At 70.8% G+C, this 24,622-nt stretch carries 26 protein-coding genes; 16 read left to right on the top strand and 10 right to left on the bottom strand.

Annotated features, from left to right (window positions below; all coding sequences use genetic code 11):
- Positions 1 to 59: 59 nt before the first annotated feature.
- Positions 60 to 650, bottom strand: coding sequence for a TIGR03086 family metal-binding protein (locus tag OG254_RS28330; RefSeq protein ID WP_405587056.1), 591 nt, complete (start codon positions 648 to 650; stop codon positions 60 to 62).
- An 84-nt stretch (positions 651 to 734) separates the two neighbouring features.
- Here OG254_RS28330 and OG254_RS28325 point away from each other — a divergent pair, with 84 nt between their 5' ends.
- Entirely contained in the window at positions 735 to 1,556 is an 822-nt protein-coding gene (locus OG254_RS28325) for a DUF6597 domain-containing transcriptional factor (RefSeq protein ID WP_405587053.1), read from the top strand.
- A 52-nt stretch (positions 1,557 to 1,608) separates the two neighbouring features.
- Here OG254_RS28325 and OG254_RS28320 read toward each other — a convergent pair whose 3' ends face one another.
- The gene (locus OG254_RS28320; protein ID WP_405587050.1) at positions 1,609 to 2,499 is read right to left on the bottom strand and encodes an NADP-dependent oxidoreductase; all 891 of its coding nucleotides are present in this window, start codon (positions 2,497 to 2,499) and stop codon (positions 1,609 to 1,611) included.
- Positions 2,500 to 2,627: 128 nt separating this feature from the next.
- Here OG254_RS28320 and OG254_RS28315 point away from each other — a divergent pair, with 128 nt between their 5' ends.
- Positions 2,628 to 3,035 (top strand): winged helix-turn-helix transcriptional regulator, encoded by a 408-nt coding sequence (locus OG254_RS28315; protein WP_405587047.1) that lies wholly within the window; start codon positions 2,628 to 2,630, stop codon positions 3,033 to 3,035.
- Positions 3,036 to 3,079: 44 nt separating this feature from the next.
- Here the strand turns inward: OG254_RS28315 and OG254_RS28310 are convergent, their stop codons facing one another.
- Positions 3,080 to 3,559: a hypothetical protein gene (locus tag OG254_RS28310; RefSeq protein WP_405587044.1), complete on the bottom strand. Its 480-nt coding sequence runs from the start codon at positions 3,557 to 3,559 to the stop codon at positions 3,080 to 3,082.
- Positions 3,560 to 3,717: 158 nt separating this feature from the next.
- On the opposite strand from OG254_RS28310, the gene OG254_RS28305 reads away from it, so the two are divergent.
- Entirely contained in the window at positions 3,718 to 4,053 is a 336-nt protein-coding gene (locus OG254_RS28305; protein WP_351196907.1) for a YnfA family protein, read from the top strand.
- Between the two features lie 27 nt (positions 4,054 to 4,080).
- On the opposite strand, the gene OG254_RS28300 is transcribed toward OG254_RS28305, so the two are convergent.
- The gene (locus OG254_RS28300; RefSeq protein ID WP_405587042.1) at positions 4,081 to 4,515 is read right to left on the bottom strand and encodes an ester cyclase; all 435 of its coding nucleotides are present in this window, start codon (positions 4,513 to 4,515) and stop codon (positions 4,081 to 4,083) included.
- 103 nt (positions 4,516 to 4,618) lie between these two features.
- On the opposite strand from OG254_RS28300, the gene OG254_RS28295 reads away from it, so the two are divergent.
- The 4 genes from OG254_RS28295 (at position 4,619) to OG254_RS28280 (ending at position 7,320) form a co-directional block, all read left to right on the top strand.
- A complete protein-coding gene (locus OG254_RS28295) occupies positions 4,619 to 5,395 on the top strand; it encodes an SDR family NAD(P)-dependent oxidoreductase (RefSeq protein WP_405587039.1) in 777 nt (258 codons plus the stop codon).
- Positions 5,392 to 5,535 carry a hypothetical protein gene (locus OG254_RS28290; protein ID WP_405587036.1) on the top strand — a complete coding sequence of 48 codons (144 nt, stop codon included), beginning with the start codon at positions 5,392 to 5,394 and terminating at the stop codon, positions 5,533 to 5,535. The genes OG254_RS28295 and OG254_RS28290 overlap by 4 nt, the downstream gene beginning before the upstream one ends.
- A 42-nt stretch (positions 5,536 to 5,577) precedes the next feature.
- Entirely contained in the window at positions 5,578 to 6,354 is a 777-nt protein-coding gene (locus OG254_RS28285; RefSeq protein WP_405587033.1) for a tyrosine-protein phosphatase, read from the top strand.
- A 132-nt stretch (positions 6,355 to 6,486) separates the two neighbouring features.
- A complete protein-coding gene (locus OG254_RS28280; RefSeq protein ID WP_405587031.1) occupies positions 6,487 to 7,320 on the top strand; it encodes an LAGLIDADG family homing endonuclease in 834 nt (277 codons plus the stop codon).
- Positions 7,321 to 7,362: 42 nt separating this feature from the next.
- Here OG254_RS28280 and OG254_RS28275 read toward each other — a convergent pair whose 3' ends face one another.
- The gene (locus tag OG254_RS28275) at positions 7,363 to 8,556 is read right to left on the bottom strand and encodes an RtcB family protein (protein ID WP_405587028.1); all 1,194 of its coding nucleotides are present in this window, start codon (positions 8,554 to 8,556) and stop codon (positions 7,363 to 7,365) included.
- A 216-nt stretch (positions 8,557 to 8,772) separates the two neighbouring features.
- On the opposite strand from OG254_RS28275, the gene OG254_RS28270 reads away from it, so the two are divergent.
- The 3 genes from OG254_RS28270 to OG254_RS28260 all read left to right on the top strand — a co-directional run bounded on the left by OG254_RS28270 (position 8,773) and on the right by OG254_RS28260 (position 12,177).
- Entirely contained in the window at positions 8,773 to 9,681 is a 909-nt protein-coding gene (locus OG254_RS28270; protein ID WP_405587026.1) for a DUF3558 domain-containing protein, read from the top strand.
- 137 nt (positions 9,682 to 9,818) lie between these two features.
- Entirely contained in the window at positions 9,819 to 10,697 is an 879-nt protein-coding gene (locus OG254_RS28265) for a DUF3558 family protein (protein WP_405587024.1), read from the top strand.
- Positions 10,698 to 10,863: 166 nt separating this feature from the next.
- A complete protein-coding gene (locus OG254_RS28260; protein ID WP_405587022.1) occupies positions 10,864 to 12,177 on the top strand; it encodes a DUF2637 domain-containing protein in 1,314 nt (437 codons plus the stop codon).
- A 69-nt stretch (positions 12,178 to 12,246) separates the two neighbouring features.
- Here the strand turns inward: OG254_RS28260 and lysS are convergent, their stop codons facing one another.
- Positions 12,247 to 13,992 carry a lysine--tRNA ligase gene (gene lysS / locus OG254_RS28255; protein WP_405587019.1) on the bottom strand — a complete coding sequence of 582 codons (1,746 nt, stop codon included), beginning with the start codon at positions 13,990 to 13,992 and terminating at the stop codon, positions 12,247 to 12,249.
- Between the two features lie 192 nt (positions 13,993 to 14,184).
- Here lysS and argS point away from each other — a divergent pair, with 192 nt between their 5' ends.
- The gene (gene argS, locus OG254_RS28250) at positions 14,185 to 15,939 is read left to right on the top strand and encodes an arginine--tRNA ligase (protein ID WP_405587016.1); all 1,755 of its coding nucleotides are present in this window, start codon (positions 14,185 to 14,187) and stop codon (positions 15,937 to 15,939) included.
- Between the two features lie 92 nt (positions 15,940 to 16,031).
- Here argS and OG254_RS28245 read toward each other — a convergent pair whose 3' ends face one another.
- Positions 16,032 to 16,487 carry a peptidoglycan-binding protein gene (locus OG254_RS28245; RefSeq protein ID WP_405587013.1) on the bottom strand — a complete coding sequence of 152 codons (456 nt, stop codon included), beginning with the start codon at positions 16,485 to 16,487 and terminating at the stop codon, positions 16,032 to 16,034.
- 319 nt (positions 16,488 to 16,806) lie between these two features.
- On the opposite strand from OG254_RS28245, the gene OG254_RS28240 reads away from it, so the two are divergent.
- Genes OG254_RS28240 through OG254_RS28230 form a run of 3 tightly spaced genes read left to right on the top strand, consistent with a single transcriptional unit; the run spans position 16,807 to position 19,316 of the window.
- On the top strand, positions 16,807 to 17,604 hold the full coding sequence (locus OG254_RS28240) for a peptidoglycan-binding protein (RefSeq protein WP_405587010.1): 798 nt from the start codon (positions 16,807 to 16,809) through the stop codon (positions 17,602 to 17,604).
- Complete coding sequence (locus OG254_RS28235; protein WP_405587007.1) at positions 17,601 to 18,461, top strand: DUF2690 domain-containing protein; 861 nt, start codon at positions 17,601 to 17,603, stop codon at positions 18,459 to 18,461. Before OG254_RS28240 ends, OG254_RS28235 begins: the two co-directional genes overlap by 4 nt.
- 36 nt (positions 18,462 to 18,497) lie before the next feature.
- Positions 18,498 to 19,316 carry a DUF4253 domain-containing protein gene (locus tag OG254_RS28230; RefSeq protein ID WP_405587004.1) on the top strand — a complete coding sequence of 273 codons (819 nt, stop codon included), beginning with the start codon at positions 18,498 to 18,500 and terminating at the stop codon, positions 19,314 to 19,316.
- 10 nt (positions 19,317 to 19,326) lie between these two features.
- Here the strand turns inward: OG254_RS28230 and OG254_RS28225 are convergent, their stop codons facing one another.
- A complete protein-coding gene (locus OG254_RS28225; protein ID WP_405587002.1) occupies positions 19,327 to 20,160 on the bottom strand; it encodes an arylamine N-acetyltransferase in 834 nt (277 codons plus the stop codon).
- A 139-nt stretch (positions 20,161 to 20,299) separates the two neighbouring features.
- Positions 20,300 to 21,508 carry a PLP-dependent aminotransferase family protein gene (locus OG254_RS28220; protein WP_405586999.1) on the bottom strand — a complete coding sequence of 403 codons (1,209 nt, stop codon included), beginning with the start codon at positions 21,506 to 21,508 and terminating at the stop codon, positions 20,300 to 20,302.
- A 316-nt stretch (positions 21,509 to 21,824) separates the two neighbouring features.
- Between OG254_RS28220 and OG254_RS28215 the strand changes: the two genes are divergently transcribed.
- Entirely contained in the window at positions 21,825 to 22,010 is a 186-nt protein-coding gene (locus OG254_RS28215; protein ID WP_405586996.1) for a hypothetical protein, read from the top strand.
- Positions 22,011 to 22,037: 27 nt separating this feature from the next.
- Here OG254_RS28215 and hemB read toward each other — a convergent pair whose 3' ends face one another.
- Positions 22,038 to 23,036, bottom strand: coding sequence for a porphobilinogen synthase (hemB, locus tag OG254_RS28210; protein WP_405586993.1), 999 nt, complete (start codon positions 23,034 to 23,036; stop codon positions 22,038 to 22,040).
- Positions 23,037 to 23,233: 197 nt separating this feature from the next.
- On the opposite strand from hemB, the gene OG254_RS28205 reads away from it, so the two are divergent.
- Positions 23,234 to 24,622, top strand: coding sequence for an FAD-binding oxidoreductase (locus OG254_RS28205; RefSeq protein WP_405586990.1), 1,389 nt, complete (start codon positions 23,234 to 23,236; stop codon positions 24,620 to 24,622).

Here is a 24,622-nt window from a genome sequence, read left to right as displayed (position 1 = left end):
CGGTTCAACTATACCCGGAGAACGGCGACCGGCCAGGGACTATTCCCGGCCCGCCATGACTACCGCCAGTGCGGATCCCGGCCGGTCCGGGCGAGCAGCCGCTCGAACCCGGACGCACCCTCGGGCTCCGCCACCGGCTCCCCGAACACCCCCATCTTCCTGGCCGTCGGCGCCAGCGTGTCCACCGCGCCGGCCAGCTCCGCCACGACCGCCTCGTCGGCACCCGGGTAGTCCTGGCCCGTGGCCCGCGCCAGGTCCCACACATGCACGGTCAGATCGAGCAGCGCCATCGAGCCGACCAGCCGCGCGGGCATGTCCCACGCGCCGGTCGTCCCGTCCTCGGCACCGGGCGCGGACCAGGCCGCCACCAGCCGGTCCGCCTCGTCCGCGAGCCGCTCGCGCCACTCGGGGCCGTCGGCGACCCGGTCGGGGGCGTCGCCGAAGTCCGACGCCTCCTTCGCGGCCAGCCGCTGGAACTGCACGATCACCTGGAAGAGGTGATTGACCAGGGCCTTCACGTCGTACTCCGCGCAGGGCGTGGGCGCGGCGAGCGTCTCGTCGGGAATGCCGCGCACCACCGGAACCGCCCGCTCGCGCGCCATCGCCAGCAGCTCACCGATGTCGTACGTCTTCACACCGTTCGTATCCATGCCTCGACCGTAGGAAATCCGCCCCCGCCCCTTCTTGAAGAAACGCGACGCCCCGCCCGGCGAATCCCGACGTACGATCCGGCCATGGAGGCACCCCGCCACGACACCCGCGGGATCGTCGACCCGTCCGGGCTGCTGAACCGCGTACGGTTCCGCCGGCACGAGCCCGCCGAGCCGCTGCGCCGGTACGTCGAGTGGTACTGGCTCATCGACTGGGACCTGCCCCTGCCCTACGCCTCCCACGTCGTCCCGCACCCGGCCGTCAATCTCACCTTCCAGTGGGACGAGGACGAGGGACCGCCGTACGCCGAGGTCACCGGCGTCGCGCTGGGCCTGTACACCCGGAAGCTGACCGGACGGGGCCGGGTCTGCGGGGTGAAGTTCCGGCCCGGCGGATTCCGCCCGTACGCCCCCGAGGCCCCGGTGTCCCGCTGGACGGGCCGCGCGCTGCCCGCCCATGAGGTGTTCCCGCCGGCCACGGCCGACACCGCCCGCACGATCGTCACCCCGGCCGACGACCACGCCCGCGTGGCTGCCCTGAACACCTTCCTCCTGGCCCTCCCCTGCGCCCCGGACCCCCAGGCCGACCAGGCCATGAGCCTCGTCCGGCACATCCGCGCCGACCGCACGGTCCGCCGCGTCGGCGACTTCGCCGAGGAACAGGGCCTGTCGGTACGGGCACTCCAGCGGCTCTTCTCGACCTACGTCGGCGTCAGCCCCAAGTGGTGCATCCTGCGCTACCGCATCCACGAGGCCCTGGAACGCGCCGGCACCCGCAGCGACGTCGACTGGGCCACCCTCGCCGCCGACCTCGGCTACGCCGACCAGGCCCACCTGGTCCGCGACTTCACGGCAACGGTGGGGGTACCGCCGACGACTTACGCACAGGGAGTGGAACCGGCGTAGCCAGCCGCGTCCAACCCGGGCCGCGGAGTACCCACCCCACCGGCACCGACCCTCACGGCACCAGCACCAACCGCCCCCGAACCCCACCCTCCGCAAGCCGCGCATGCGCCTTCGCCGCGTCGTCGAGCGAGAACGTCTCCGCCACCCGAGTCGTCAGCACCCCGTCCTCCACCAACCGCACAAGCTCCGCCAACCGCGCCCCATCGGCACTCACCTCGACCGCCCCGGTCCGCACCCCCCGCACCGACGCCGGCTCAGCATGCGGAATGACGCCCAGGTAGGCACCCCCGTCCCGCACCCACTCCAGCGCCGGCTCCCCCAGGAACGCCGCGTCCAGCACCGCGTCGAAGCTGCCCGCCTCGACATCGCCCGCCGTGAACCCCACCGCCCCCAGCGACCGTACGAACTCCTCGTCCGTCTCCCGCGCCAGCGCGCTGACCGGTATCCCCCGGTGCGCGGCAAGCCGCACCGCGTACCCGCCGACCGCACCCGCCGCCCCCGTCACCAGCAGCGACTGCCCCGGTTCCAGCTCCAGCCGGTCCAGCGCCTGCGCGGCGGTGAGCGCGTTCAGCGGCAGCGTCGCCGCGTGCACGGCGTCCACCGTCGCCGGGGCCGCCGCGACGGCGTCCGCGTCCACGACGACGTACTCCGCATGGGTGCCCAGCGGCTTGACCGGCCCGTAGTGGAGGGCCACCACCTGGTCGCCCACACTCCACGGTGCCCCCGGGGCCACCGCGTCCACCGTCCCGGCGACGTCCCAGCCGAACCCGATCCGCTGCCCCGCACCTCCGAAGCCACCGGCCCGCACACCCGCGTCCACGGGGTTCAGCGCGGCCGCCGAGACCTTGATCCGTATCTGTCGCGCACCGGGCTCCGGCACGTCGGTCTCCACGACCTCCACGGCCTCCGGCCCGCCGAACGAATTCACCACTACAGCACGCACAGCGACTCTCCTTGTTCGTCAGCGTGTGGGCGGGACGCTCTCCCGGCCACTGCGAACGACCCTAGGAAGAGTTACTATCCATTCGTAAGTAGTTACCTGAGAGTGCGTACCTACCCCAGGGGTGAGCCATGGCGACCACGACGGCGGCCCAGCGACGCGAGCAGGCCCGTATCGAGTACGACGCGTTCGTCAAGAGCTGCCCCACCAACCAGCTCCTGGACCGCATCAGCGACAAGTGGGTCAGCCTGGTCGTCGCCGCCCTCGCCGCCGGCCCCATGCGCTACAGCGACCTCGGCCGCAAGATCGCGGGCGTCAGCCCCAAGATGCTGACCCAGACCCTGCGCTCACTCGAACGCGACGGCCTCCTCACCCGCACCGTCACCCCGTCCGTCCCGGTCCGCGTCGACTACGAGCTGACCGTGCTGGGCCAGAACCTGGCCCTGCTGCTGACGGCCGTGAAGGCCTGGGCGGAGACCCACTTCGACGAGGTCCACCGGGCCCGCGAGCGCTACGACGCCGACGGCCCCGACGCATAAGCGCAGGGTGGCGCAGGACGGCGCCGGGCGGCACCGGGCGGGCGTCAGAAGTAGTACGTGTCCCCCGTGTCCAGCACCAGCACCCGCTGCCGCTCGTCCACCCGGTCCTCGTCCACCGCCACCGCCCCGTCGCTCGCCACCGTGTCGAACTCCAGCAGCACCTCCGACGGCGCGCCCTGCAGCCGTACCTGAAGACCGATCCGCTCGCCCACGTCGTCCGCACCCAGGGCCCCGGTCCGGCACAGCACCGCGCGCTCCCCCTCCCGCGCACACCCCACGGGCAGCGTCTGCCCGTCCGCCAGCGGCTGCGACCAGCCGATCCGCACCATGGAGTCCGGCACCGCGCCCGGCCCGTGATTGTGCGGCGTGAACCGCACGTCGACCCGGCCCGCGACCATGTCGGCGGAACCGTGATAGGCGAGATCCGCCTGGGGCCGGCCCACCGCCCAGGCGCCCGGAACCGCCCCGCCGACCGCCGTCGCCACGGCCGCACCGCACACCGCAGCAACCCGCATCCGCCGCATATCGCCGCTCCTCACTCCATGTGGTCGTAGCGATGTATCCCACGCACGGCGCCCGGCAGGCGCCGTCCAACAGGTGACACGGGGACACAGGTGACACCGGTGACACGGGGACACAGGTGCCCGATGGCCCTCGACGGCGGCATGCAAGGCTGATCACCATGCTGGTCCTGCGCTCCGTCGCCCTCTTCGTCGTCGCCGCCCTCTTCGAGATCGGCGGCGCGTGGCTGGTCTGGCAGGGCGTACGCGAACACCGCGGCCGGCTGTGGATCGGCGCCGGCGTCATGGCGCTCGGCGCGTACGGCTTCATCGCCACACTCCAGCCCGACGCGAACTTCGGCCGGATCCTCGCCGCGTACGGCGGCGTCTTCGTCGCCGGTTCGCTGGCCTGGGGCATGGTCGCCGACGGCTACCGCCCGGACCGCTGGGACGTCACGGGCGCGCTGATCTGCCTCGCGGGCATGGCGGTGATCATGTACGCGCCGCGAGGGAACTGACACCGGCTGCGGCGGCCGCGGCCGGGCTCAGGACGGCTCGTCGGGCAGCAGCCCCAGCTGCCCCATGAACTCCATCTCGTCGAAGTAGAGCCGGTAGTCGACGATCCGCCCGTCCGCGTCGACCGTGGCGAAATCGACCCCACGGATCCTGATCTCCTTCTGCGTCGGGGGCAGCGTCTCCCCCGAGGGCAACTGGATCGGCCCGGTGTTGCGGCCGCTGAAGACGCCCTCGTCGATGGCGGTGTTACCGACCTCGTACGCGTGCACCGACTCGTACGTGCCGTCCGGGACCGCCTGCGTCATCTGACGCCAGTACTCGGCGATGTCGTCCCGCCCGTGGAGCTCCCCGCCGTCCGGGGTGACGGCGACCGCGTCCTTCGCGTAGAGCTCGGCGATGGTCGTGGAGTCCGCCGTCGTGATCGCCGCGGTGAGCCGATCCATGACCTCACGTGCCTGTCCCATGATCCACCTCCTGGCTTGGGGATCACCCGTCTCATTGTCCCACCGCACCGCCCGCCTATCCTGGCCGGACAGTCTCTCGACTCGAACCGCACGAGGAGCAGCCATGGCCACCGCCGCACCGTCCGCCGCCTCCCGCATCGCCGTCGTCACCGGTGCGAGCAGCGGAATCGGCGCCGCCACGGCACGGCAGCTCGCCGCGGCCGGCTACCGGGTCGTCCTGACCGCCCGCCGCAAGGACCGCATCGAGGCGCTCGCCGAGGAGATCAACGCGGCCGGCCACTCGGCGGCGGCGTACCAGCTGGACGTCACGGACCGCGCGGCAGTGGACGAGTTCGCGACGGCCTTCAAGACGATCGGCGTCCTCGTCAACAACGCGGGCGGCGCACTCGGCGCCGACCCGGTCGCGACCGGCGACCCCGCCGACTGGCGCACGATGTACGAGACGAACGTCATCGGCACCCTGAACCTCACCCAGGCCCTCCTCCCTCAACTGGAGGCGAGCGGCGACGGCACGGTGGTCGTCGTCTCCTCGACGGCCGGCCACGGCACCTACGAGGGCGGCGGGGGTTATGTCGCCGCCAAGCACGGCGCCCACGTCCTCGCCGAGACCCTGCGACTGGAGATCGTCGGCCGCCCGGTCCGCGTCATCGAGGTCGCGCCCGGCATGGTCAGGACGGACGAGTTCGCCCTGACCCGCTTCGGCGGCGACGAGGCCAAGGCCGCCAAGGTCTACGCCGGCGTGGCGGATCCCCTGACGGCCGACGACGTGGCCGACACCATCACCTGGGCGATCACCCGCCCCAGCCACGTCAACATCGACCTCCTCGTCGTCCGCCCCCGCGCCCAGGCGTCCAACACGAAGGTGCACAGGGACCTGTGACCCCACCCGACCCCGACAGCCCCGAGCCCAAGGACCCCCACAACGAACGCCAGATGTGGTGGTGGCTCGGCTACTTCCTGTTCGGCATCCACATCGTGGCGTTCGTGATGATCTACGCGGTGACACACGCGCCGAAGTAGCCCACAGGCACCGGGGACAGTGACCGCCTAGGGTCACTGTCCGTGGACAGACACATACCCTTCGAAGCGCTGCACAACTTCCGCGACCTGGGCGCCTATCCGACGACGGACGGCCACCGCGTCCGCCCCGGCCGCCTCTACCGCACGGACTCCCTGGGCAAGTTGAGCGAGGGCACCGCGGACTGGTCCCGCTTCCGCTCCCTGGGCATAGGCACGGTCATCGACCTGCGCTACCCGTGGGAGATCGAGAACAACGGCCGTATCCCGGACCACCCGTCGTTCACCTACCACAACCTCAGCATCGAGCACCGCCCGTACAACCAGGCGGCCTTGGCGCCCGATGTGGACCCCGGCCCGTATCTGGCCGAGCGCTACATGGAGGTGGCGCAGGACGGCACGAAGGAAATCCGCAGCGCGCTGGAACTGGTGGCGAAGGCAGCGGAGTCGAACACCCCCCTGGCCTTCCACTGCGCCTCGGGCAAGGACCGCACGGGCCTGCTGGCGGCACTGGTCCTGGGCCTCCTCGGAGTACCGGAGCCCACGATCATCGAGGACTTCACCCTCACGGAACGTGCGGCTCCCGCCCTCCTCGCGGACTGGAAGCTCCGCAACAACGGCCGCGCCCCCACCTGGCTGGGCTTCGGCCGAGCCCCGGCAGCGGCCCTGCGCCTGTTCCTGGCAGACCTGACGAGCCGTTACGGCTCGATCGAGGGCTACGTCTCCGAGGCCCTGTCCCTGGACCCGAGGGCCCTCTCGACAGCCCTCCGCAGCGCCCTGCTTGAGAAACGGCGTGAACGCCCGCGTAACTCACAGGAGTGAACGTCATCGATCACCCGAACGGAGGCTGAACTGGCGATCTAGGCTCGCGCCACAACATCAAAATGACGGCCCCCGGCCGGGATGCCGGTCCCGATCCGAGGGCCTGACCAGCAAGGGAGGAACAGCTTCCTGATGGCTGACTGCGAGCCTAGCGTTCACCAGTTCATGGACCTCACGGTCCCCGAGTACGCGTACATGTTCGGCTTCTTGCAGGCGGACGGGCACCTGGCGAAAGGCGCGGGGCAAAAGGGGCGCCTAACGGTCGAGATCAACGCCCGCGACGTGGAACTTCTGCGCAGGTTCCAGAAGCTGACGCCGTACTACAGCAGCATCACCGAGCGCACCCGGTCGACCAACTTCGCCAAGACTCACAACTCGGTGGTCTGGAGACTGTGCTCCCTCGAAGCCAGGACCAAGCTCAACGAACTCGGCCTGCCGTACGGCCGCAAGTCCAAGACGATCACCCCGCCAGGCGTCGAGTTCTCAGACCGCGACTACCTGCGCGGCGTTATCGATGCCGACGGCTCAGTGGGATACACACGACAAGGCCTGCCCTTTATCTCACTCACGACGGCCAGCACAGCGATCGGCGCCTACCTGTCCAGCTACGCCGTGAAGATCACGGGAGTCGAGCGCACCATCAAGCGCAATGCCCGCGACGACATCTACAACATCCTCTACTGGACGGAGGCCGCCCAGGCTCTGAGCGAACACCTCTACTACCCGGGCTGCCTGTCCCTGGAACGGAAACGAACAGCCGCAGACTCACTCGCCGCCTGGATCCGCCCAGCCGACATGAGGATCGCACCCGACCGTCGCCGCTGGGAGGAATGGGAGGACCGCGTACTGCTGAGGCTGAACAATGACGCGGCAGCGGCGACGGAACTCGGCAGGACCGAGCAGAGCTGTTACATGCGGCTCTGGCGCTTGCGCACCGGCCGAGTCCGCCTGCCACGCGACCAATGACCAATTGAACGAGGGCCCCAGTTTCACCGGGGCCCTCGCCCGTCAGCCCTTCACGCAGATGAACTGCTTCAGCTTCGCCACGACCTCAACGAGATCGCGCTGCTGCGCCATCACCTGATCGATGTTCTTATAGGCAGCCGGAATCTCATCCAAGACACCTGTGTCCTTGCGGCACTCGACGCCCCGCGTCTGCTCCTCAAGATCCCGCACAGTGAAGCGACGCTTCGCGGCATTCCGGCTCATGCGCCGACCCGCACCATGCGAAGCCGAGTTGAAGGCCTTCTCGTTCCCGAGCCCCTTCACGATGTACGAGCTGGTGCCCATCGAGCCGGGGATGATTCCGTGCTCACCGGAGCCCGCGCGGATCGCACCCTTGCGGGTGACCAGCAGGTCCATGCCCTCGTACCGCTCCTCGGCCACGTAGTTGTGATGGCAGGAGATCTCCGCCTCAAAGGCCGGCTTCGCCTTCTTGAACTCCTTGCGGATCACATCCTTCAGGAGCCCCATCATGATCGCGCGGTTGTACTTGGCGTACTCCTGAGCCCAATACAGATCGTTCCTGTACGCGGCCATCTGCGGAGTATCCGATACGAACACCGCCAGATCACGGTCCACGAGACCCTGGTTGTGCGGGAGCTTCTGAGCGACACCGATGTGGTGCTCCGCCAACTCCTTACCGATGTTCCGGGACCCGGAGTGGAGCATGAGCCAAACCGAATTTGACTGATCGAGACAAATTTCGATCATATGGTTGCCGCTGCCAAGCGTCCCCATCTGCTTCCCCGCACGTTCCTGACGGAATTTGACCGCTTCCGCGACCCCGTCGAACCGTCCCCAGAAGTCGTCCCACCCACCAGTGGCGAAGCCGTGCAGCCGCCCCGGGTCCACGGGACTGTCATGCATCCCCCGCCCCACCGGAATCGCCTGCTCGATCTTCGACCGCAGCCGGGACAGATCCCCCGGCAGGTCGTTGGCCGTCAGGGACGTCTTGACCGCCGACATCCCGCAGCCGATGTCCACCCCGACCGCCGCCGGACACACGGCCCCGTGCATGGCGATGACGGACCCGACCGTCGCCCCCTTCCCGTAATGCACGTCCGGCATCACGGCGAGGCCCTTGATCCACGGCAGGGTCGCGACGTTCTGGAGCTGCTGCAGTGCGGAGCCCTCGATCGTCGCCGGGTCGGCCCACATACGGATGGGAACCTTCGCGCCCGGCATCTCCACGTACGACATATCGTCCTCAATCCCCCGGAAACAAAACACAAGCCTGAAATCGCAAAACCGGCGCCAAGGTCGATGAAAAAGGACAACGGACCGGCGTCCACGGCAGTGCGTGCGATACACATTGTCTCCAGTGGGCGCCCCCGCGCGGCAAGCGATTAACCAGCGGGGACACTGAGAGACCGGCAGCGGACCGACCATCCAGTCACCGTCGAGAGGAGCCTGACCGTGCAGCGGAAGGCCTACGTATCCGGCGTCGCCGCGCTCCTCGCGGCGCTGCTGGCAGGCTGCACCGGCAGCTCCGACAGCGGCGGCACGGCCGACGACTCCAACCCCGGCGACTCCGGCACGGCGGCGGCGCCTGCCGAGCCCGGCCGGTACCGGACGCTGCCCGAGCCGTGCGGCGTGGTCGGCGAGGACACGCTCGACTCGCTCCTGCCCGGCATCCAGGAGCTCACGGACGCCGACCAGCAGGAGAAGGCGTACGAGGGCACGCCGACGCTCACCTATGACACGGACCGCAAGGTCGGCTGCCGTTGGAAGGTGGAGTCGGCCGACGCGACCGACCACCTCACCGTCGACTTCGAGCGTGTGGTGTCGTACGACACCGCGGTCAGCGACGACAGCGAGGCGGAGGAGCTCTTCGCGACGCGGCAGGAGGCGGCGGACCTTCCCGAGCCGACGAGTTCGGACGGCGACACCGAGGGCACGGAGGGCACGGAGGGCTCCGCGACCAACGACCCGTCGACCGACCCGTCGACCGGCCCGTCCACCCGCCCCGGCGGCAGCCCGAGCGGCTCGCCCTCCTCCTCGGCCTCGAACTCCGCGTCCCCGTCCGTTTCGTCCTCCACCTCCCCTTCTGCGTCCGCGTCCACCGACGGCGCGGCGTCCGCCGAACTCCAGCCCCGTGTGCTGGACGACGTCGGCGACGAGGCGTTCCTCGACGACGCGCTCGCCAGCTCCGGTTCGACGGCTCAGCAGCGCACGGTGACTGTGGCGTTCCGCACGTCCAACGTGATCGTGACCATCGAGTACGAGGAGCAGCCGGCGACCGTCGGCACGGTCCCGGACAGCGAGGAAATGCAGGACAGGGCCCAGAAACTGGCCGCGCAACTGGCTGACGCGCTGTCGGACTAGCGCTCCTCGTTCACACCTCCACGCCCTTGTGCGACGTAACCGAAACGAGACCACACAGCTTCTTCACCGCGTACCGTGGCCCCTCGGACCCGATCCGAACGCAGGAACCACGAGTGTCAGTCATGAGTGAAGGAACCATGCAGCGAGTTGCAGAGCGAGACCAACATGACCGGCGTGACCAGCGCGAGCAGCGGGCGAGGGGCCTGCGCCGCGCCCTTGTCTGCGCGGGTGTCGTCCCCGTGATGCTGGTCGCCGCGGCCTGTTCCTCGGACTCCGGTTCGGACGACAAGGCGGCCGACAGCAGCACGAAGACGTCGGCGTCCGAGTCGGCGAGCCCGTCGCCGACGGTGCAGGCGGCCGTGTACAAGTCGCTTCCCGAGCCGTGCAAGGTGCTGGCGAAGAAGACGCTGGAGGACCTGGTCCCGCAGGCCAAGTCCGGTAAGCGGGGCTCGTCCGACGAGGCTTCGACGCGCGCCTCCTGCTCCTGGAGCAGCCTGGACAACAACGGCGTGAAGGGCTCGCAGTTCCGCTGGCTCAACGTCTCCCTGCTGCGCTTCGAGTCCGATGTCACACGTGGTTCGGGCGACAAGCTGGCGCAGGCGTACTACGAGACTCAGGTGCGGGACGCGAAGTCGGCGTCCGGTGCGAAGAACCTGAAGTCGGCGCCGGTCGCCGGGGTGGGCGACGAGGCGACGGCGGTGCGCTACGACCTGAAGAAGAAGGAGGGTTCCTTCAAGCAGGAGACGGTCGTGGCGCGGGTCGAGAACGTCGTCGTGACGCTGGACTACAACGGCGCGGGTCTGGCCGGCGAGAAGACTCCGAGCGCGGACTCCCTGAACAAGCTGGCCCAGAAGGCGGTCAAGGAGGTCGTGGCCGCGGTGGGCAGGGCGAACGACGGGGGCAGCGCGGGCACGCCGAGCGGCACCCCTTCGAAGTCGGCCTCGAAGTCCCCTTCGTCGAGCCCGTCGAAGGCGGCCTCCGCCTCCCCCTCCAAGTCAGCGGCGAAGAAGAGCTGACTGTCACACCCGGCTCGCCGCTGGGTCACAACGCGCAGCTCAGCCAAGCCCTTTGTTCGAGCCCGGCCCGTTCGTGGGCCGGGCTCGCGCCGTACCGGAGGAACGTACGCCGTATGGATGTGCCACCCTGTTGCGCGCAACAACACGCAAGGGGAGGGGAATACGAGTGGCCGCGCCACCGCAGCTGACTCGAACGCACCGCGTTCTCATAGGCGTGGTCGTGTTCGGCGCCGTGATCATCGCCGGCATCGGCTTCGCCGGCTCGTACGCGGCCGTCCGAGAGCTGGCCATCCAGAAGGGCTTCGGGAACTTCAGTTATGTGTTCCCGATCGGCATCGACGCAGGTATCTGTGTGCTGCTGGCCCTGGATCTGCTTCTGACCTGGATCCGCATCCCGTTCCCCCTGCTGCGTCAGACGGCCTGGCTGCTGACGGCCGCGACGATCGCTTTCAACGGCGCGGCGGCCTGGCCGGACCCGCTGGGCGTGGGCATGCACGGCGTGATCCCGATCCTGTTCGTGGTCTCCGTGGAGGCGGCCCGCCACGCGATCGGCCGCATAGCGGACATCACGGCCGACAAGCACATGGAGGGCGTGCGCCTGACGCGCTGGCTCCTCTCCCCGCTGCCGACGTTCCTGCTGTGGCGCCGTATGAAGCTGTGGGAGCTGCGCTCCTACGAGCAGGTCATCAAGCTGGAGCAGGAGCGTCTGGTGTACCAGGCCCGGCTGCGTTCCCGCTTCGGCCGGGCGTGGCGCAGGAAGGCGCCGGTGGAGTCGTTGATGCCGCTGCGTCTGGCGCGCTACGGGGTTCCGTTGGCGCAGACGGCTCCGGCGGGGCTGGCGGCGGCGGGCATCGAGCCCGCGTTGCTGCCGCCGGCGCCGCAGCCGGTCCTGGATGCCTATCCCGCGGCCGAGGCGGCCGCCCTGGCGACGCCGGCCGCCACCGGTGCGGCGCCCGTCCCGCAGCAGCGGACGGCACCGGCCGGGGAGCAGCGCCCTGAGCTGGCGGGCCCGTCCGCCGCGGAGCAACAGGAGTATGTGCAGGACTGGTTCAACACTCCCCGGCAGGTCGAGTACCAGGGCGGCTACAGCGCCACGTACGACCCTCAGGAGCACTACGAGGAGTGGTACCAGGAGCAGCTGCGGGCCGAGCAGTACCAGGACCAGTTCCAGCAGGAACCGCCCGCCCAGGAGCCCTCTCCGGAGGACACCGGCACCTTCCCGATCCCGGTGACCGCCAACCGCACCCGCCAGCTCGGCGAGGGCGGCGGTCCTCCGGAGCGCCCTGACCCGTCCGAGGAGGACTACTACCAGGTCTTCAAGAAGTCGATCGGTGGCACGGGCTACCCGACCCCGCGCGAGTTCAGCGAGAACGTGGAGGCGGAGTTCGGCGCCGCGCTCCTGCCTGACGAGGCCAAGCGCATGGTCAACCGGTTCACGAAGCTCTACAACGCGGAGCTGGAAGAGGACCACATCGCCTGAACCGAAGCACGAAGAGCACGAAGAGCACGAAAAAGGGGCCCTCGACCGAGGGCCCCTTTCCCGTGCGGCTTACTCGCCGAGCAGGCGCCGTACCCGCTCCTGCCCCACCGCCAGCAGCAGCGTGGGCAGTCGCGGTCCGGTGTCCCGCCCGACCAGCAGGTGGTACAGCAGCGCGAAGAACGTCCGCTGGGCGGTCTTGATCTCGGCCGGCAGCTCCTTGGGCGTGGCGTCCGCGGAGAACCCGGCCTGCACCTTGGGCACGCCGTACACGAGGTGGGTCAGCCCGTCGAGCGACCAGTGCTCGGCGAGGCCGTCGAGCAGCAGCCGCAGCGACTGCTGGGACGCCTCGTCGAGGGACTTCAGCAGTTCGCCGTCGGGCTCTTCGCGCACGATGGTCCGCTGGTCGGCGGGCACCTGCGTGTTGATCCACGCCTCGGCCTTGTCGTACCGGGGCCGGGCCTCGTCCAGCGAGCCGAGCGGGTTGTGCGGGTCCAGCTCGGAGAGGATCCGCAGCGCCTGGTCCGCGTGGCCGGCGGTGATGTCGGCGACGGAGGCGAGCGTCCGGTACGGCAGCGGGCGCGCCGTGCGCGGCAGCTCACCGGCGGCCGTGCGCACGGCGCGCGAGTGCGCGGCGATGTCGGCGGGCAGCGCGGAGCCGTCCTCGACCTTGGCGTCGAGCTTGTCCCACTCGTCGTAGAGCCGCTGGATCTCCTGGTCGAAGGCGATCTTGAAGGACTGGTTGGGCCGGCGGCGGGCGTAGAGCCAGCGCAGCAGCTGCGGTTCCATGATCTTCAGCGCGTCGGCCGGGGTGGGCACCCCACCGCGCGAGGAGGACATCTTGGCCATGCCGCTGATGCCGACGAAGGCGTACATGGGGCCGATGGGCTGCTTGCCGCCGAAGATCCCGACGATCTGGCCGCCGACCTGGAAGCTCGAACCTGGCGAGGAGTGGTCGACGCCGCTGGGCTCGAAGATGACGCCCTCGTAGGCCCATCGCATGGGCCAGTCGACCTTCCAGACCAGCTTGCCGCGGTTGAACTCGTTGAGCCGGACGGTCTCGGAGAAGCCGCACTCGTTGCAGGTGTACGTCAGCTCGGTGGTGTCGTCGACGTAGGCGGTGACGGTGGTGAGGTCCTTCTCGCAGTTGCCGCAGTAGGGCTTGTACGGGAAGTACCCGGCGGAGCCGAGGCTGCCGTCGTCCTCGCTCGCCGCGCCGGAGCCCTCGGCGGCCTCCAGCTCGGCCTCGTCGAGGGGCTTCTGCGACTTCTTGGCGCCGCCCTTCGCCTTGGTGCGGTACTGGGCGAGTACGGCGTCGATGTCGCCGCGGTGCTTCATGGCGTGCAGGATCTGCTCCCGGTACACGCCCGAGGTGTACTGCGCGGTCTGGCTGATCCCGTCGAACTCCACGCCGAGCTCGGCCAGCGCCTCGACCATGGCCGCCTTGAAGTGCTCGGCCCAGTTCGGGTACGCCGACCCCTCGGGCGCCGGCACGGACGTCAGCGGCTTGCCGATGTGCTGGAGGTGGGTCTCGTCCGAGACGCCCGCGATGCCCTTGGGCACCTTGCGGTAGCGGTCGTAGTCGTCCCACGAGATCAGGTGCCGTACCTCGCGCCCCCGCCGCCGGATCTCGTCGGCGACCAGGTGCGGGGTCATGACCTCGCGCAGGTTGCCGAGATGGATGGGCCCGGAGGGAGAGAGTCCGGACGCGACGACGACCGGTTTGCCCGGGGCCCGACGCTCCGACTCCTCGATGACCTCATCCGCGAAACGGGAGACCCAGTCGGTGGTCTCGGTGCTCTGAGCCACGATCGGCACGTCCTTCTTTCTCCAGGGCAGCCAGTACGGTCAATTCAGCTGCGCACCCAGTTTAGGCGGCGCAGCCGCCTCAAAGGGGCGCGGGGAACTGCGCGACCGGCCCCACCGGCCCGCAGCCGCAAAAAACGCCTTTACCCCCCATGGGATACTGGCGACGTCTACCCATCCCACGAGGAGAACGGCTCCCACCCCATGGCTTCGGTCACGTCGCTCACCGCTCAAGTCCAGCAGCGCCTCGCGAACGCCCTCTCGGCCACCCGGCCGGAGGCCGACGCGGACCCGCTCCTGCGACGTAGCGACCGGGCCGACTTCCAGGCCAACGGGATCCTGGCCCTCGCCAAGAAGGCCAAGTCGAACCCGAGGGAGCTGGCGACGGAGGTCGTCGGCAACATCGTCACCGGTGACGTGATCAAGGACGTCGAGGTCTCCGGCCCCGGCTTCCTCAACATCACGATCGCCGACAGGGCGATCACCGAGAACCTCGCCGCGCGGCACGCGGACGGCGAGCGCCTCGGCGTGCCGCTGAAGGAGAACGCGGGCATCACGGTCGTCGACTACGCCCAGCCGAACGTGGCGAAGGAGATGCACGTCGGTCACCTGCGGTCGGCGGTCATCGGCGACGCCCTGCGCGGCATGCTCGACTTCACCGGCGAGAAGACGATCGGCCGGCATCACATCGGCGACTGGGGCACCCAGTTCGGCATGCTCATCCAGTACCTGTTCGAGAACCCCGGCGAGCTGGCCCCCGCGGCCGACGTCGACGGCGAGCAGGCGATGAGCAATCTGAACCGGGTGTACAAGGCGTCGCGTGCGGTCTTCGACTCGGACGAGGAGTTCAAGGAGCGGGCCCGTAAGCGGGTTGTCGCCCTGCAGTCCGGTGACAAGGAAACGCTGGAGCTGTGGCAGCAGTTCGTGGACGAGTCGAAGGTCTACTTCTACTCGGTCTTCGAGAAGCTGGACATGGAGATCCGCGAGGACGAGATCGTCGGCGAGTCCGCGTACAACGAGGGCATGCCCGAGACCGCCCGCCTCCTGGAGGAGATGGGTGTCGCGGTGCGCTCCGAGGGCGCGCTCGTGGTGTTCTTCGACGAGATCCGCGGCAAGGACGACCAGCCGGTCCCGCTGATCGTGCAGAAGGCGGACGGCGGCTTCGGCTACGCGGCCTCCGACCTGACGGCGATCCGCAACCGGGTCCAGGACCTGCACGCCACGTCCCTGCTCTACGTCGTGGACGTCCGTCAGTCCCTCCACTTCAGGATGGTCTTCGAGGCGGCCCGCCGCGCGGGCTGGCTGACCGACGAGGTCACCGCGCACAACATGGGCTACGGCACGGTGCTCGGCGCGGACGGCAAGCCGTTCAAGACGCGTGAGGGCGAGACCGTACGGCTTGAGGACCTGCTGGACGAGGCGGTGCAGCGGGCGGCCGAGGTCGTACGGGAGAAGGCGCAGGACCTCACCGAGGCCGAGATCCAGGAGCGGGCCGCGCAGGTCGGCATCGGCGCCGTGAAGTACGCGGACCTGTCGACGTCGCCGAACCGGGACTACAAGTTCGACCTGGACCAGATGGTGTCGCTGAACGGCGACACGTCCGTCTACCTCCAGTACGCGTACGCCCGTATTCAGTCGATCCTGCGCAAGGCGGGCGACACGAAGCCGGCCGCGCACCCGGAGCTGGAACTGCACGCGGCGGAGCGGGCGCTCGGTCTGCACCTGGACGCGTTCGGCGACACGGTCTTCGAGGCGGCCGCGGAGTACGCCCCGCACAAGCTGGCCGCGTATCTGTACCAGCTGGCGTCGCTGTACACGTCGTTCTACGACAAGTGCCCGGTGCTGAAGGCCGAGACGCCCGAGCAGGTGCAGAACCGTCTGTTCCTGTGCGACCTGACGGCCCGGACCCTGCACCAGGGCATGGCCCTGCTGGGCATCCGGACGCCCGAGCGGCTCTGAGCGCCTGACGTGACGCTGCGGCCCGTCCTCTCCCCCGCGGCGAGGACGGGCCGCGGCCATGTCGGGGCGACGACTCAGACGACTCAGACGACTCAGCAGTACTGCTTGGAGTCGGCCGCGAAGTCCTTGAACGCGGCCTTGGTGCCCGATCCGGCGATGCCGTCGATCGCGCCGGTGTAGCCGTGGTGCGCCTTCAGGTCACGTTGCAGGGCCTTGATGGTGTTGGGGCCGACGATCCCGTCGATGTTGTCGTTGTAGCCCCAGTGCGCCTTGAGCCAGCGCTGCAGCGCCTTCCAGCTGTTGGTGCCGAGCTGCCCGTCGAGGGCGCCGGTGTAGCCCCAGTAGTCCTGGATCCAGCACTGGACGTAGCGGGCCTCCGTGGTGCTGAGGCCGAGGTTGTTCACCGCGAGGACGCCGACGTCGGAGCGCACGGCCGGCCTCGCGTCCGACGCGGCGAAGCTGGTGCCCGCGGTCGCGAGGCCCGCGGCGGCAAGGCCCACGACGGCGCTGACGCTGACGAGGGTCCTCGTCCAGATGTTCGGTCGCATGTGTTTCCCTCTCGCTCTGGCTCGGGTGGCGGCGCCTGCCGCCGGCTGGTGAGACGAGAGTGCGCGGCGGGCGGCGACGGTTGCCACAGTTGCCGCACAAGTGACGTCACGGCGGGATGTCCCACTCGCTGACCTGCACGGATACCTCCCGTCGGGACGGCACGGCGGGACGCCTGTGACAGGGCGGTGGCCGATTCCGTACCCGTGTCGGAACCAACTTCCGGTGCGGCCCGTGGATGCTGATGCAGAATGCGGCGGGGGCACGGGGGCCGCTGACCACGGACCGCGGGCCCGGACCGTGAACGCGAATGGGGGGAACATGTCGCGTTGGGCAGCGCTGCCCGCGGAGCTGGATCCGCGTGTACGGCAGTTGGTGGTGCGGTTGCGCCGGCTGAAGGACCACAGCGGGCTGAGCCTGCGGCAGCTGGCGGCGCGGACGGGGTACAGCCAGAAGTCGTGGGAGCGGTATCTGGGCGGAAGATCCCTCCCGCCCCGCGAGGCCGTCGACGCGCTGGCCCGGGCCGTGGACGAGGATCCGACGCGGTTACTGGCGTTGCACGAGGTGGCCGCGGAGGCGTGGGGGAACCGGCGGGCCGAGGCGGCCGTACCGGAAGTGACCGTCGCGGAGCCGGAGTTCCTCGACGATGCAGCCGCCCACGGACACCCCACCAGCCGTTCGCTGCGCGTCGCCCTGGTCGCGGGGGCCGTCGCGCTGGTCCTGGCCGTCTCCACGGCCGCCCTCCTCGTCGTACGGCTGAGCGGCCGCGACGGCGACGTGGCACACCCGACGGCTCCCCTCGCCGCGACCGCCAAGTCGGCGTCCCCGCCGGCCTCGCGGCCGCCCGCACCGACGTACACCTGCCTCCTCGAACGGATCGACGACCGCTGGTACGCGGGCATCAGCCGCACCCGGGGCGCCATCCTCGCGAACGGCCACGCGGGGCCCGAGGTCGCAGAGGCGCAGTGTCTGCTGCGTCGGGCGGGCTTCTCGCCGGGCGGGATCGACGGGATCTTCGGTCCGGTGACGGAACGCGCGGTCGAGCAGGCGCAGCAGCGGGCGGGGCTGGTCATGGACGGCATCATCGGGCCGCACACCTGGAAGGCCCTACGGCGATGACGGCGCCGTCGCCGGAACGGGCCCGACTTGCCGCCGCGCTGCTGGAGTTGAAGGGCCGCACCGGTCTGAGCCTGGCCGGGCTCGCGGCGAAGACCGCGTTCAGCAAGTCGTCCTGGGACCGCTATCTCAACGGCCGCACGCTCCCTCCGCGTGACGCGGTGCAGGAGCTGTGCCGACTCGCCGGCGAGCCGGAGGGGCGCTGTGTGGCCCTGTGGGAGATCGCGGAGTCGGAGGGGAGCGGACGGACGGCGCAGGGACCGCGCATCCTGCCGCCGACCCCACCTCCTCCTGAGGAGGCCCCGCCTGCTGGTGCCACCGCCGACGCCAGGGACGTCCACCGCGGCGCGACGCTCGTCGCGGTGCTCGCGTCGGTGTCCGCGGTGGCCGTCGGGGGCGTTGCCGCGGTGGTCCTGCTGCTGCCGCACCGGGACGGCGAGCCGCGTGCGTCGCTGTCACCGCCCGCGTCCGCGGTCGAGCCGCGTTGCCGGGGAGAGGTCTGCGAGGGCAAGAGCCCGATGCACATGAAGTGCGCCCCGGCGCCGGAGACCCTCGCCTCGTACCGGACCGCCACCGGCGCCTGGCTGGAGCTGCGCTACAGCCAGGAGTGCGGGACGAGTTGGGCCCGGATGTGGGGGACACGCGTCGGCGACCGGCTGGAGATGTCGGCACACGGCGACGACGGCGGAAAGGCCCGTGCCGGAGGCGTCCGCAGCGCGGAGATCCGGGACGGCGTCGACGCGGACTCCTACGTCTACACCCCGATGACCGCGGCCCGCCCCGGAACCGTGGTGCGGGCCTGCTTCCACCCGGCGGAGGGGGGCGGTACGGAGTGCTTCGACAGCACAGTGGTGAGGTGAAGTGAGTTGTCAGTGCCGCCCCCTAAAGTCACGGTCATGGCGACACTTCCGAACCCTCTGCCGAAGCTCACGAGCGACCCCTCCGGTGCCGCTCTCGGCCTCCAACTCCCGCCGGGAAGGCTCCTCGACGAGACCGCGGAGGGCCCGTGGCACGAGCCGCTGCTGTGGCTCGCCGACGGACGGGCGAAGCCGGGCGCATGGGCCGCGCTGACCCCGGCCCGGCGGACCGCCGGCCTGCTGCCGGTCGTCGTCGACGCGGGCGGCCGCCATGGCGGCCCGCAGGACTGGGAGTTGATGCCGGACGAGATGTCGTACCCGGGAGATCACGACGCCGACGAGATCCTGGCGGAGCTCTGGGACGAATACGCGGCCGGGGAGACGCAGGAGGAGTGGCCCGGCCTGGCCGGCGCCCCCGCTTCAGCCGCCGACTCCGTGGACCCGGAACCCGTGGACCCGGAAGCGGTGGCCGCCGACATCGCGGACTCCCTGATCGACAGCGGCAGCCTGCTGGAGGACCCCCGCCTCGCCCTCGTCCCGGCCCGCCGCAGCGCGGACATTCCGGCGGCGATCGGCTGGACGGGCCCGGTGAACCACGAGGGCGACACCGCCCGCCTCTGCGCGGTGCTCCGCTCCTGGGAGGACCGCTTCGGCATACGGGTCGTCGCGCTCGGCTTCGACCACCTCCTGGTCTCCGTGGCGTTCCCGCCGGACACCCTGGCCGAGGCGGAGGCCGTCGCCGCCGAGCACTTCGCGTTCTGCCCGGACAACATCCTGCAGAGCCACGACACCAACATCCGCGCCTACGCCGAGAACCGCCTGCTCAACCAGCCGGCCTGGCACTTCTGGTGGGACTGACGGCCCGCCCTCACGCGGGCAGCAGCGTCATCCCCTCCGGGGCGTCGATCCCGAACTCCCGCGCCAGCAGCCGACGCGCCTGCGCCTCCCGCGTCACCTCGCGCTCGACGACCGTGCCGTCCGCCCGCGTCTCGGTGAGGAGCCGGCCGTTGAGGAGCAGGTGACGCTCGGCGGTGAGGCTCTGGACGTAGACACGCTGGGTGAAGGGCGAGCGCGGGTTGGTGCCGATGTGCCAGTTGATGACCTCGAAGTCGGGCTTCTCGAACGGCTCCAGGGTGAAGGCGTACTGGTCGGCCCACTCGTCCTTCGCCCGGTCGTGGGCCTGCAGCAGCCACAGTTCGAGCGGCCCGTGGTGCGGGGCGTGGGCGAGCCGGTGCCGGCGCTCGGCGTCCCGGAACTCGACACCGGCGGTCAGCGGCACCGGTTCCAGCAGCGCGCCGATGGCCCCGAAGCCGACGTCCGCGAGATACGGCTGCGGGTCGCCGGGCGCCCGGACGAGCAGCGCCATGTGGGTGCGCGGCCGGCTCTCGATGCGGTCGGCTCCGACGACGACGCGTGCGCCCAGCCGGGTCACCTCGAAGCCCAGCGCCTCCAGGGCGTCCGCGAAGAGCGAGTTGTGCTCGTAGCAGTAGCCGCCGCGCCGGCTGTGCACCAGCTTGGCCATCAGGTCGGCCGGGTCGAGGGACGGGGCGATGCGCCTGAGGGCGTCCAGGTTCTCGAACGGGATGCCCCGCAGATGCGCCAGGTGCACTCCCCGCAGCGTCGCCACGTCGGCGCGCCGCTCCCCCTCCCAACCGATCCGCCGAAGGTACGCGTCGAGATCGAACCGCAAGCTGTCGGACATGGCTTCACCTTAGGAACACCGGCCGGTCCCCGTCTGCCGTCCACGGCCCGACCCGCCCTGGACCCTTCGCCCTAGGCCCGCGGGCCCGCGGGCTCCAGGACCCCAGGCCGGCGAGCCACAGGCCCTGGGCCCGCAGGCGCTAGGCCCGCAGCCCCTCCCCCAGCCGCCGCAGCCCCTCCCCGATCTCCCGCGGCGTCTGCGTCACGAAGCACAGCCGCAGCGTCGACCGGTCGGGCTCACCGGCGTAGAAGGGCGCGCCGGGCACGTAGGCGACGTCGTGCCGCACGACCTGCGGCAGCAGGGCCGTCGTGTCGTACGACTGGGGCAGGCGGGCCCACAGGAACATGCCGCCCTCGGGACGGTTCCAGGCCGAGCCCTCCGGGAGGGCCCCGGGCAGGCCCGCGAGCATGGCGTCGCGGCGTTCGCGGTAGACGTCCCTGACCCGGGCCACGTGTGGGTCGAGGGCGCCGAGGTAGCGGGCGGCGGCGAGCTGGTTGACGGTCGGGGTGTGCAGGTCGGCGGCCTGCTTGGCGACCGCGCAGGCCCGCCGCAGGGCGGCCGGGGCGCGCAGCCAGCCCAGCCGGAGGCCGGGGGCCATCACCTTGGAGAAGGAGCCGAGCAGCACGGTCCGGTCCTCGGCGCCCGGGTACGAGGCGATCCAGGGCACGCGCTCGCCCTCGTACCGCAGCTCGCCGTACGGGTCGTCCTCGACGATCCACACCCCGCGCCGGGCGGCGGCCTGCGCGACGGCCGCCCTGCGCTCGGCGGGCAAGGTCCGGCCGGTCGGGTTCTGGAAGGTGGGCACGGTGTAGAAGAGCTTCGGCCGCTCCCGCGCCACCAGTTCCTCCAGCGCCTGCGGATCCACGCCGTCCGCATCGCCGGGCACGGCCACGACCCGGGCGCCCGCGAGGCCGAACGCCTGAAGTGCCGCCAGGTAGCAGGGGTCTTCGACCAGGACCGTGTCACCAGGGTCCAGCAGCGCGGTGGCCAGGAGCGCCAGCCCCTGCTGGGAGCCGGTGGTGATGAGCAGGTCGTCGGCGTCGGTCGCGAGTCCGCGCGCCGACACGCGGGCGGCGAGTCCGGTGCGCAGACTCGGCTCGCCCTCCGTCGTGGAGTACTGAAGGGCCTGCGCCGGGGTCTCGGCGAGGACGTCCCGGAAGGCGGCTGCGATGCCGTCCCGGTCGAACAGCTCCGGCGCCGGCAGCCCGCCCGCGAAGTTGATGACCTCGGGCCGGGCGGTGACGGCGAGGATGTCCCGCACGGGCGATCCGCCGACGGCGCCGGTCCGCGCCGCGAGCGGTGGCAGGGCGGCCGGGGCGGGTCGGGGCGCGGGCTCGGTGACGGTCATGACACGGCTCCTTGGGCTGCGGCGACGAGGGCGACGGCTCGTGCCGGGCAGCCTAGAGAACTGTGTGCCCTCTACAAGCGACTTTCCGGGATACGGACCCCACTGTCCCGTACACAGGGCCGTACACAGGGCCCGCCCGCCGGTTCGCACGGCTTCCCGCGTCCCGCGCCGAGCCGTCGGGACCTGCCGTCCCCGCAGGTCAGCGGCCGTCCCGCCGCTCGGGCGTCCCGAATTCAGCGCCGACGGTGGCGGACGGGGCGGATGATCACGCAGGCTGGGGTCCGACCCCAACCCCACCTATGGAGAGGGCCGCACCATGTCCGCGTCCGCACACCCCCCTCGCTCCCGCGCCCGGCTGCTCGCCGCCACGCTGGTGGCGGTCGCCGCGTTCACGCTCACCGCGTGCGAGGACGGCCAGGGCCTGCGCGACGAGGGCCCGTCGACCCCGACCAGCCCCTCGGAGCCGGCGCCCACGACGCCACCGGCGACCGACGGACGCTGACGGGACCCGCGTCGGCCCGCTACCGGATCAGGCGCGGCCGAGCTTCTGCGCGGCCTCCGTCGCCCAGTAGGTGAGGATGTTGCGCGCACCCGCCCGCTTGATGCCGGTCAGCGTCTCGAGGATCGCCCGGTCGCGGTCGATCCACCCCTTCTCGGCGGCGGCCTCGACCATCGAGTACTCACCGGAGATCTGATAGGCCGCCACCGGCACGTCCACCGCGTCGGCGACCCGCGCCAGGATGTCGAGGTAGGGCCCGGCCGGCTTGACCATCACCATGTCGGCGCCCTCCTCCAGGTCGAGGGCGAGCTCGCGCAGCGCCTCCCGGGCGTTCGCCGCATCCTGCTGATAGGTCTTCCGGTCGCCCTTCAGGGAGGAGGCGACGGCCTCACGGAAGGGCCCGTAGAAGGCGGAGGCGTACTTGGCGGTGTAGGCGAGGATCGCGACGTCCTCGCGGCCGATCTGGTCGAGCGCGTCACGGACGACCCCGATCTGCCCGTCCATCATCCCGCTGGGCCCCACGACATGGGCTCCGGCGTCGGCCTGCACCTGCGCCATCTCGGCGTAGCGCTCCAGGGTGGCGTCGTTGTCGACGCGCCCTTCGGCGTCCAACACACCGCAGTGCCCGTGATCGGTGGTCTCGTCGAGGCACAGGTCGGACATGACGAGCAGGTCGTCGCCGACCTCGGCCCGTACGTCCCGGAGGGCGACCTGCAAGATCCCGTCCGGATCCGTGCCCGGCGTCCCGAGGGCGTCCTTCTTCTCCTCCTCGGGTACCCCGAAGAGCATGATCCCGGAGACCCCGGCCTGCACGGCCTCCAGCGCCGCCTTCTTCAGGCTGTCCCGCGTGTGCTGGACGACGCCCGGCATGGTGGCGATCGGCACGGGCTCGCTGACGCCCTCGCGCACGAAGGCCGGGAGGATGAAGTCGGCGGGGTGCAGCCGGGTCTCGGCGACCATGCGCCGCATGGCGGGAGTGGTCCGCAGACGCCGCGGCCGCGTGCCGGGGAAGGATCCGTACGTCGTCATGCCACCTACGCTACGCCCGCCCCGGCAGCACCTTTGCCGACTGGCCGTCGGGACGCCGAGGCGCCGACGACGGCCCCGCATGCGCCGCGCACGGCCCCGGGTCCATCCTGAAGACAAGCCCCGAACGGCCGACCCCAAGGGCCTCGATCGAGCCCCCGCCCGCAAGGCCCCTCCGTACACGCGCCACGGAGGACGCGATGACCGCTACCCACCGCAACACGCCCGACCTGTTCGCCCTCTCCGAGATCCACGGCCCGGTGCTGCGCCCCGGCGACGACGGCTACGCCGACGAGGTCACCGGCTTCAACCTGGCCGCCCTGCACACGCCCGAGGTGGTCGTGGGCGCGACGAGCGCCGATGACATCGTCACGGCCCTGCGCTGGGCGACGGCCACCGGTACGCCGGTCGCGGTCCAGGCGACGGGCCATGGAGCGAACTTCCCGATCTCCCACGGCCTGCTGATCAACACGGCCCGCATGACGGACGTACGCGTCGACCCGGCCAAGCGCCTCGCGACGGTCGCGGCCGGCGCCAAGTGGCGGGACGTCCTGGAGGCGGCCGCACCCCACGGCCTGGCCGCGCTCGCCGGCACGTCCACGGACGCCGGCGCGGTCGGCTACACGCTGGGCGGCGGACTCCCCGTCCTCGGCCGGACCTACGGCTACGCCTCCGACCTGGTCCGCTCCTTCCAGGTGGCCACACCCGACGGCACCCTGCGCGAGTCCGACCCCGACCACGAGCCGGAACTGTTCTGGGCACTGCGCGGCGGCAAGGGCAACGTAGGCGTGGTCACGTCGATGACCTGCGACCTGCTCCCCCTCACCACGATCCTGGGCGGCGGCGTCTACTACCCCGGCGAGCACGCCGAGGCCGTGCTGCGCACCTGGACCGACTGGACGCGAACCCTGCCCGACGAGATGTGCAGCGCCTTCACCCTGCTGCGGCTGCCCCCGATCCCGGAGATCCCCGAACCGCTGCGCGGCGGCTTCTGGGCCCGTGTCGCCATCGCCTGGCCCTCGGACCCGGCGGAAGGGGAACGCCTGCTGGCCCCGATCCGCGCGGCGGCGCCGGTGACGGTGGACACGGTGGAGGAGATGCCGTACACGGCCCTGGACCGCATCCACATGGAGCCGCAGGACCCCCTCCCCGCGCGGGAGTCCTGCGCCCTGCTGCGCGACCTCACCCCCGAGGCCCTGCGCACGTTCCTGTCCCAGGCAGGCCCCGAGGTCCCCGACTACCCCATCCTCATGGTGGAGCTCCGCCACCTGGGCGGCGCCCTGGCCCGCCCCGCCCGCCAGGAGGACGCGATCTGCGCCCGGGACGCGAGCTACATCCTGGAAACGGTGGGAGTCCTGACGACCCCGCCGACAGCGGAAGCCATAGAGCAGGCGACGACGTCCCTGCACGAAGCGATGTCCCCGTACGGCACGGGCCACACGATGATCAACCTCCACGGCACCCCGGGCAACACCGAGGACCGAGCCCGAGCCTGGACCCCGGAAACCCTGGACCGCCTACGCAAGGACAAATCGACCTACGACCCGGCCAACCTGCTCAGCTTCGGCCACACGGTCGGCAGCGACTGA

The organism is Streptomyces sp. NBC_01092 (assembly GCF_045039535.1).
Taxonomy (GTDB): domain Bacteria; phylum Actinomycetota; class Actinomycetes; order Streptomycetales; family Streptomycetaceae; genus Streptomyces.
Note: the sequence above shows the minus strand (reverse complement) of the source record. Positions and strands in the feature narration are given on the sequence as shown.

Excerpts from the sequence above, each read along its gene's own strand:
- OG254_RS28330 (WP_405587056.1), bottom strand. The coding sequence starts at position 650 with ATGGATACGAACGGTGTGAAGACGTACGACATCGGTGAGCTGCTGGCG.
- OG254_RS28325 (WP_405587053.1), top strand. The coding sequence starts at position 735 with ATGGAGGCACCCCGCCACGACACCCGCGGGATCGTCGACCCGTCCGGG.
- OG254_RS28315 (WP_405587047.1), top strand. The coding sequence starts at position 2,628 with ATGGCGACCACGACGGCGGCCCAGCGACGCGAGCAGGCCCGTATCGAG.
- OG254_RS28310 (WP_405587044.1), bottom strand. The coding sequence starts at position 3,559 with ATGCGGCGGATGCGGGTTGCTGCGGTGTGCGGTGCGGCCGTGGCGACG.
- OG254_RS28305 (WP_351196907.1), top strand. The coding sequence starts at position 3,718 with ATGCTGGTCCTGCGCTCCGTCGCCCTCTTCGTCGTCGCCGCCCTCTTC.
- OG254_RS28300 (WP_405587042.1), bottom strand. The coding sequence starts at position 4,515 with ATGGGACAGGCACGTGAGGTCATGGATCGGCTCACCGCGGCGATCACG.
- OG254_RS28295 (WP_405587039.1), top strand. The coding sequence starts at position 4,619 with ATGGCCACCGCCGCACCGTCCGCCGCCTCCCGCATCGCCGTCGTCACC.
- OG254_RS28280 (WP_405587031.1), top strand. The coding sequence starts at position 6,487 with ATGGCTGACTGCGAGCCTAGCGTTCACCAGTTCATGGACCTCACGGTC.
- OG254_RS28275 (WP_405587028.1), bottom strand. The coding sequence starts at position 8,556 with ATGTCGTACGTGGAGATGCCGGGCGCGAAGGTTCCCATCCGTATGTGG.
- OG254_RS28265 (WP_405587024.1), top strand. The coding sequence starts at position 9,819 with ATGCAGCGAGTTGCAGAGCGAGACCAACATGACCGGCGTGACCAGCGC.
- argS (WP_405587016.1), top strand. The coding sequence starts at position 14,185 with ATGGCTTCGGTCACGTCGCTCACCGCTCAAGTCCAGCAGCGCCTCGCG.
- OG254_RS28245 (WP_405587013.1), bottom strand. The coding sequence starts at position 16,487 with ATGCGACCGAACATCTGGACGAGGACCCTCGTCAGCGTCAGCGCCGTC.
- OG254_RS28240 (WP_405587010.1), top strand. The coding sequence starts at position 16,807 with ATGTCGCGTTGGGCAGCGCTGCCCGCGGAGCTGGATCCGCGTGTACGG.
- OG254_RS28235 (WP_405587007.1), top strand. The coding sequence starts at position 17,601 with ATGACGGCGCCGTCGCCGGAACGGGCCCGACTTGCCGCCGCGCTGCTG.
- OG254_RS28230 (WP_405587004.1), top strand. The coding sequence starts at position 18,498 with ATGGCGACACTTCCGAACCCTCTGCCGAAGCTCACGAGCGACCCCTCC.
- OG254_RS28225 (WP_405587002.1), bottom strand. The coding sequence starts at position 20,160 with ATGTCCGACAGCTTGCGGTTCGATCTCGACGCGTACCTTCGGCGGATC.
- OG254_RS28220 (WP_405586999.1), bottom strand. The coding sequence starts at position 21,508 with ATGACCGTCACCGAGCCCGCGCCCCGACCCGCCCCGGCCGCCCTGCCA.
- OG254_RS28215 (WP_405586996.1), top strand. The coding sequence starts at position 21,825 with ATGTCCGCGTCCGCACACCCCCCTCGCTCCCGCGCCCGGCTGCTCGCC.
- hemB (WP_405586993.1), bottom strand. The coding sequence starts at position 23,036 with ATGACGACGTACGGATCCTTCCCCGGCACGCGGCCGCGGCGTCTGCGG.
- OG254_RS28205 (WP_405586990.1), top strand. The coding sequence starts at position 23,234 with ATGACCGCTACCCACCGCAACACGCCCGACCTGTTCGCCCTCTCCGAG.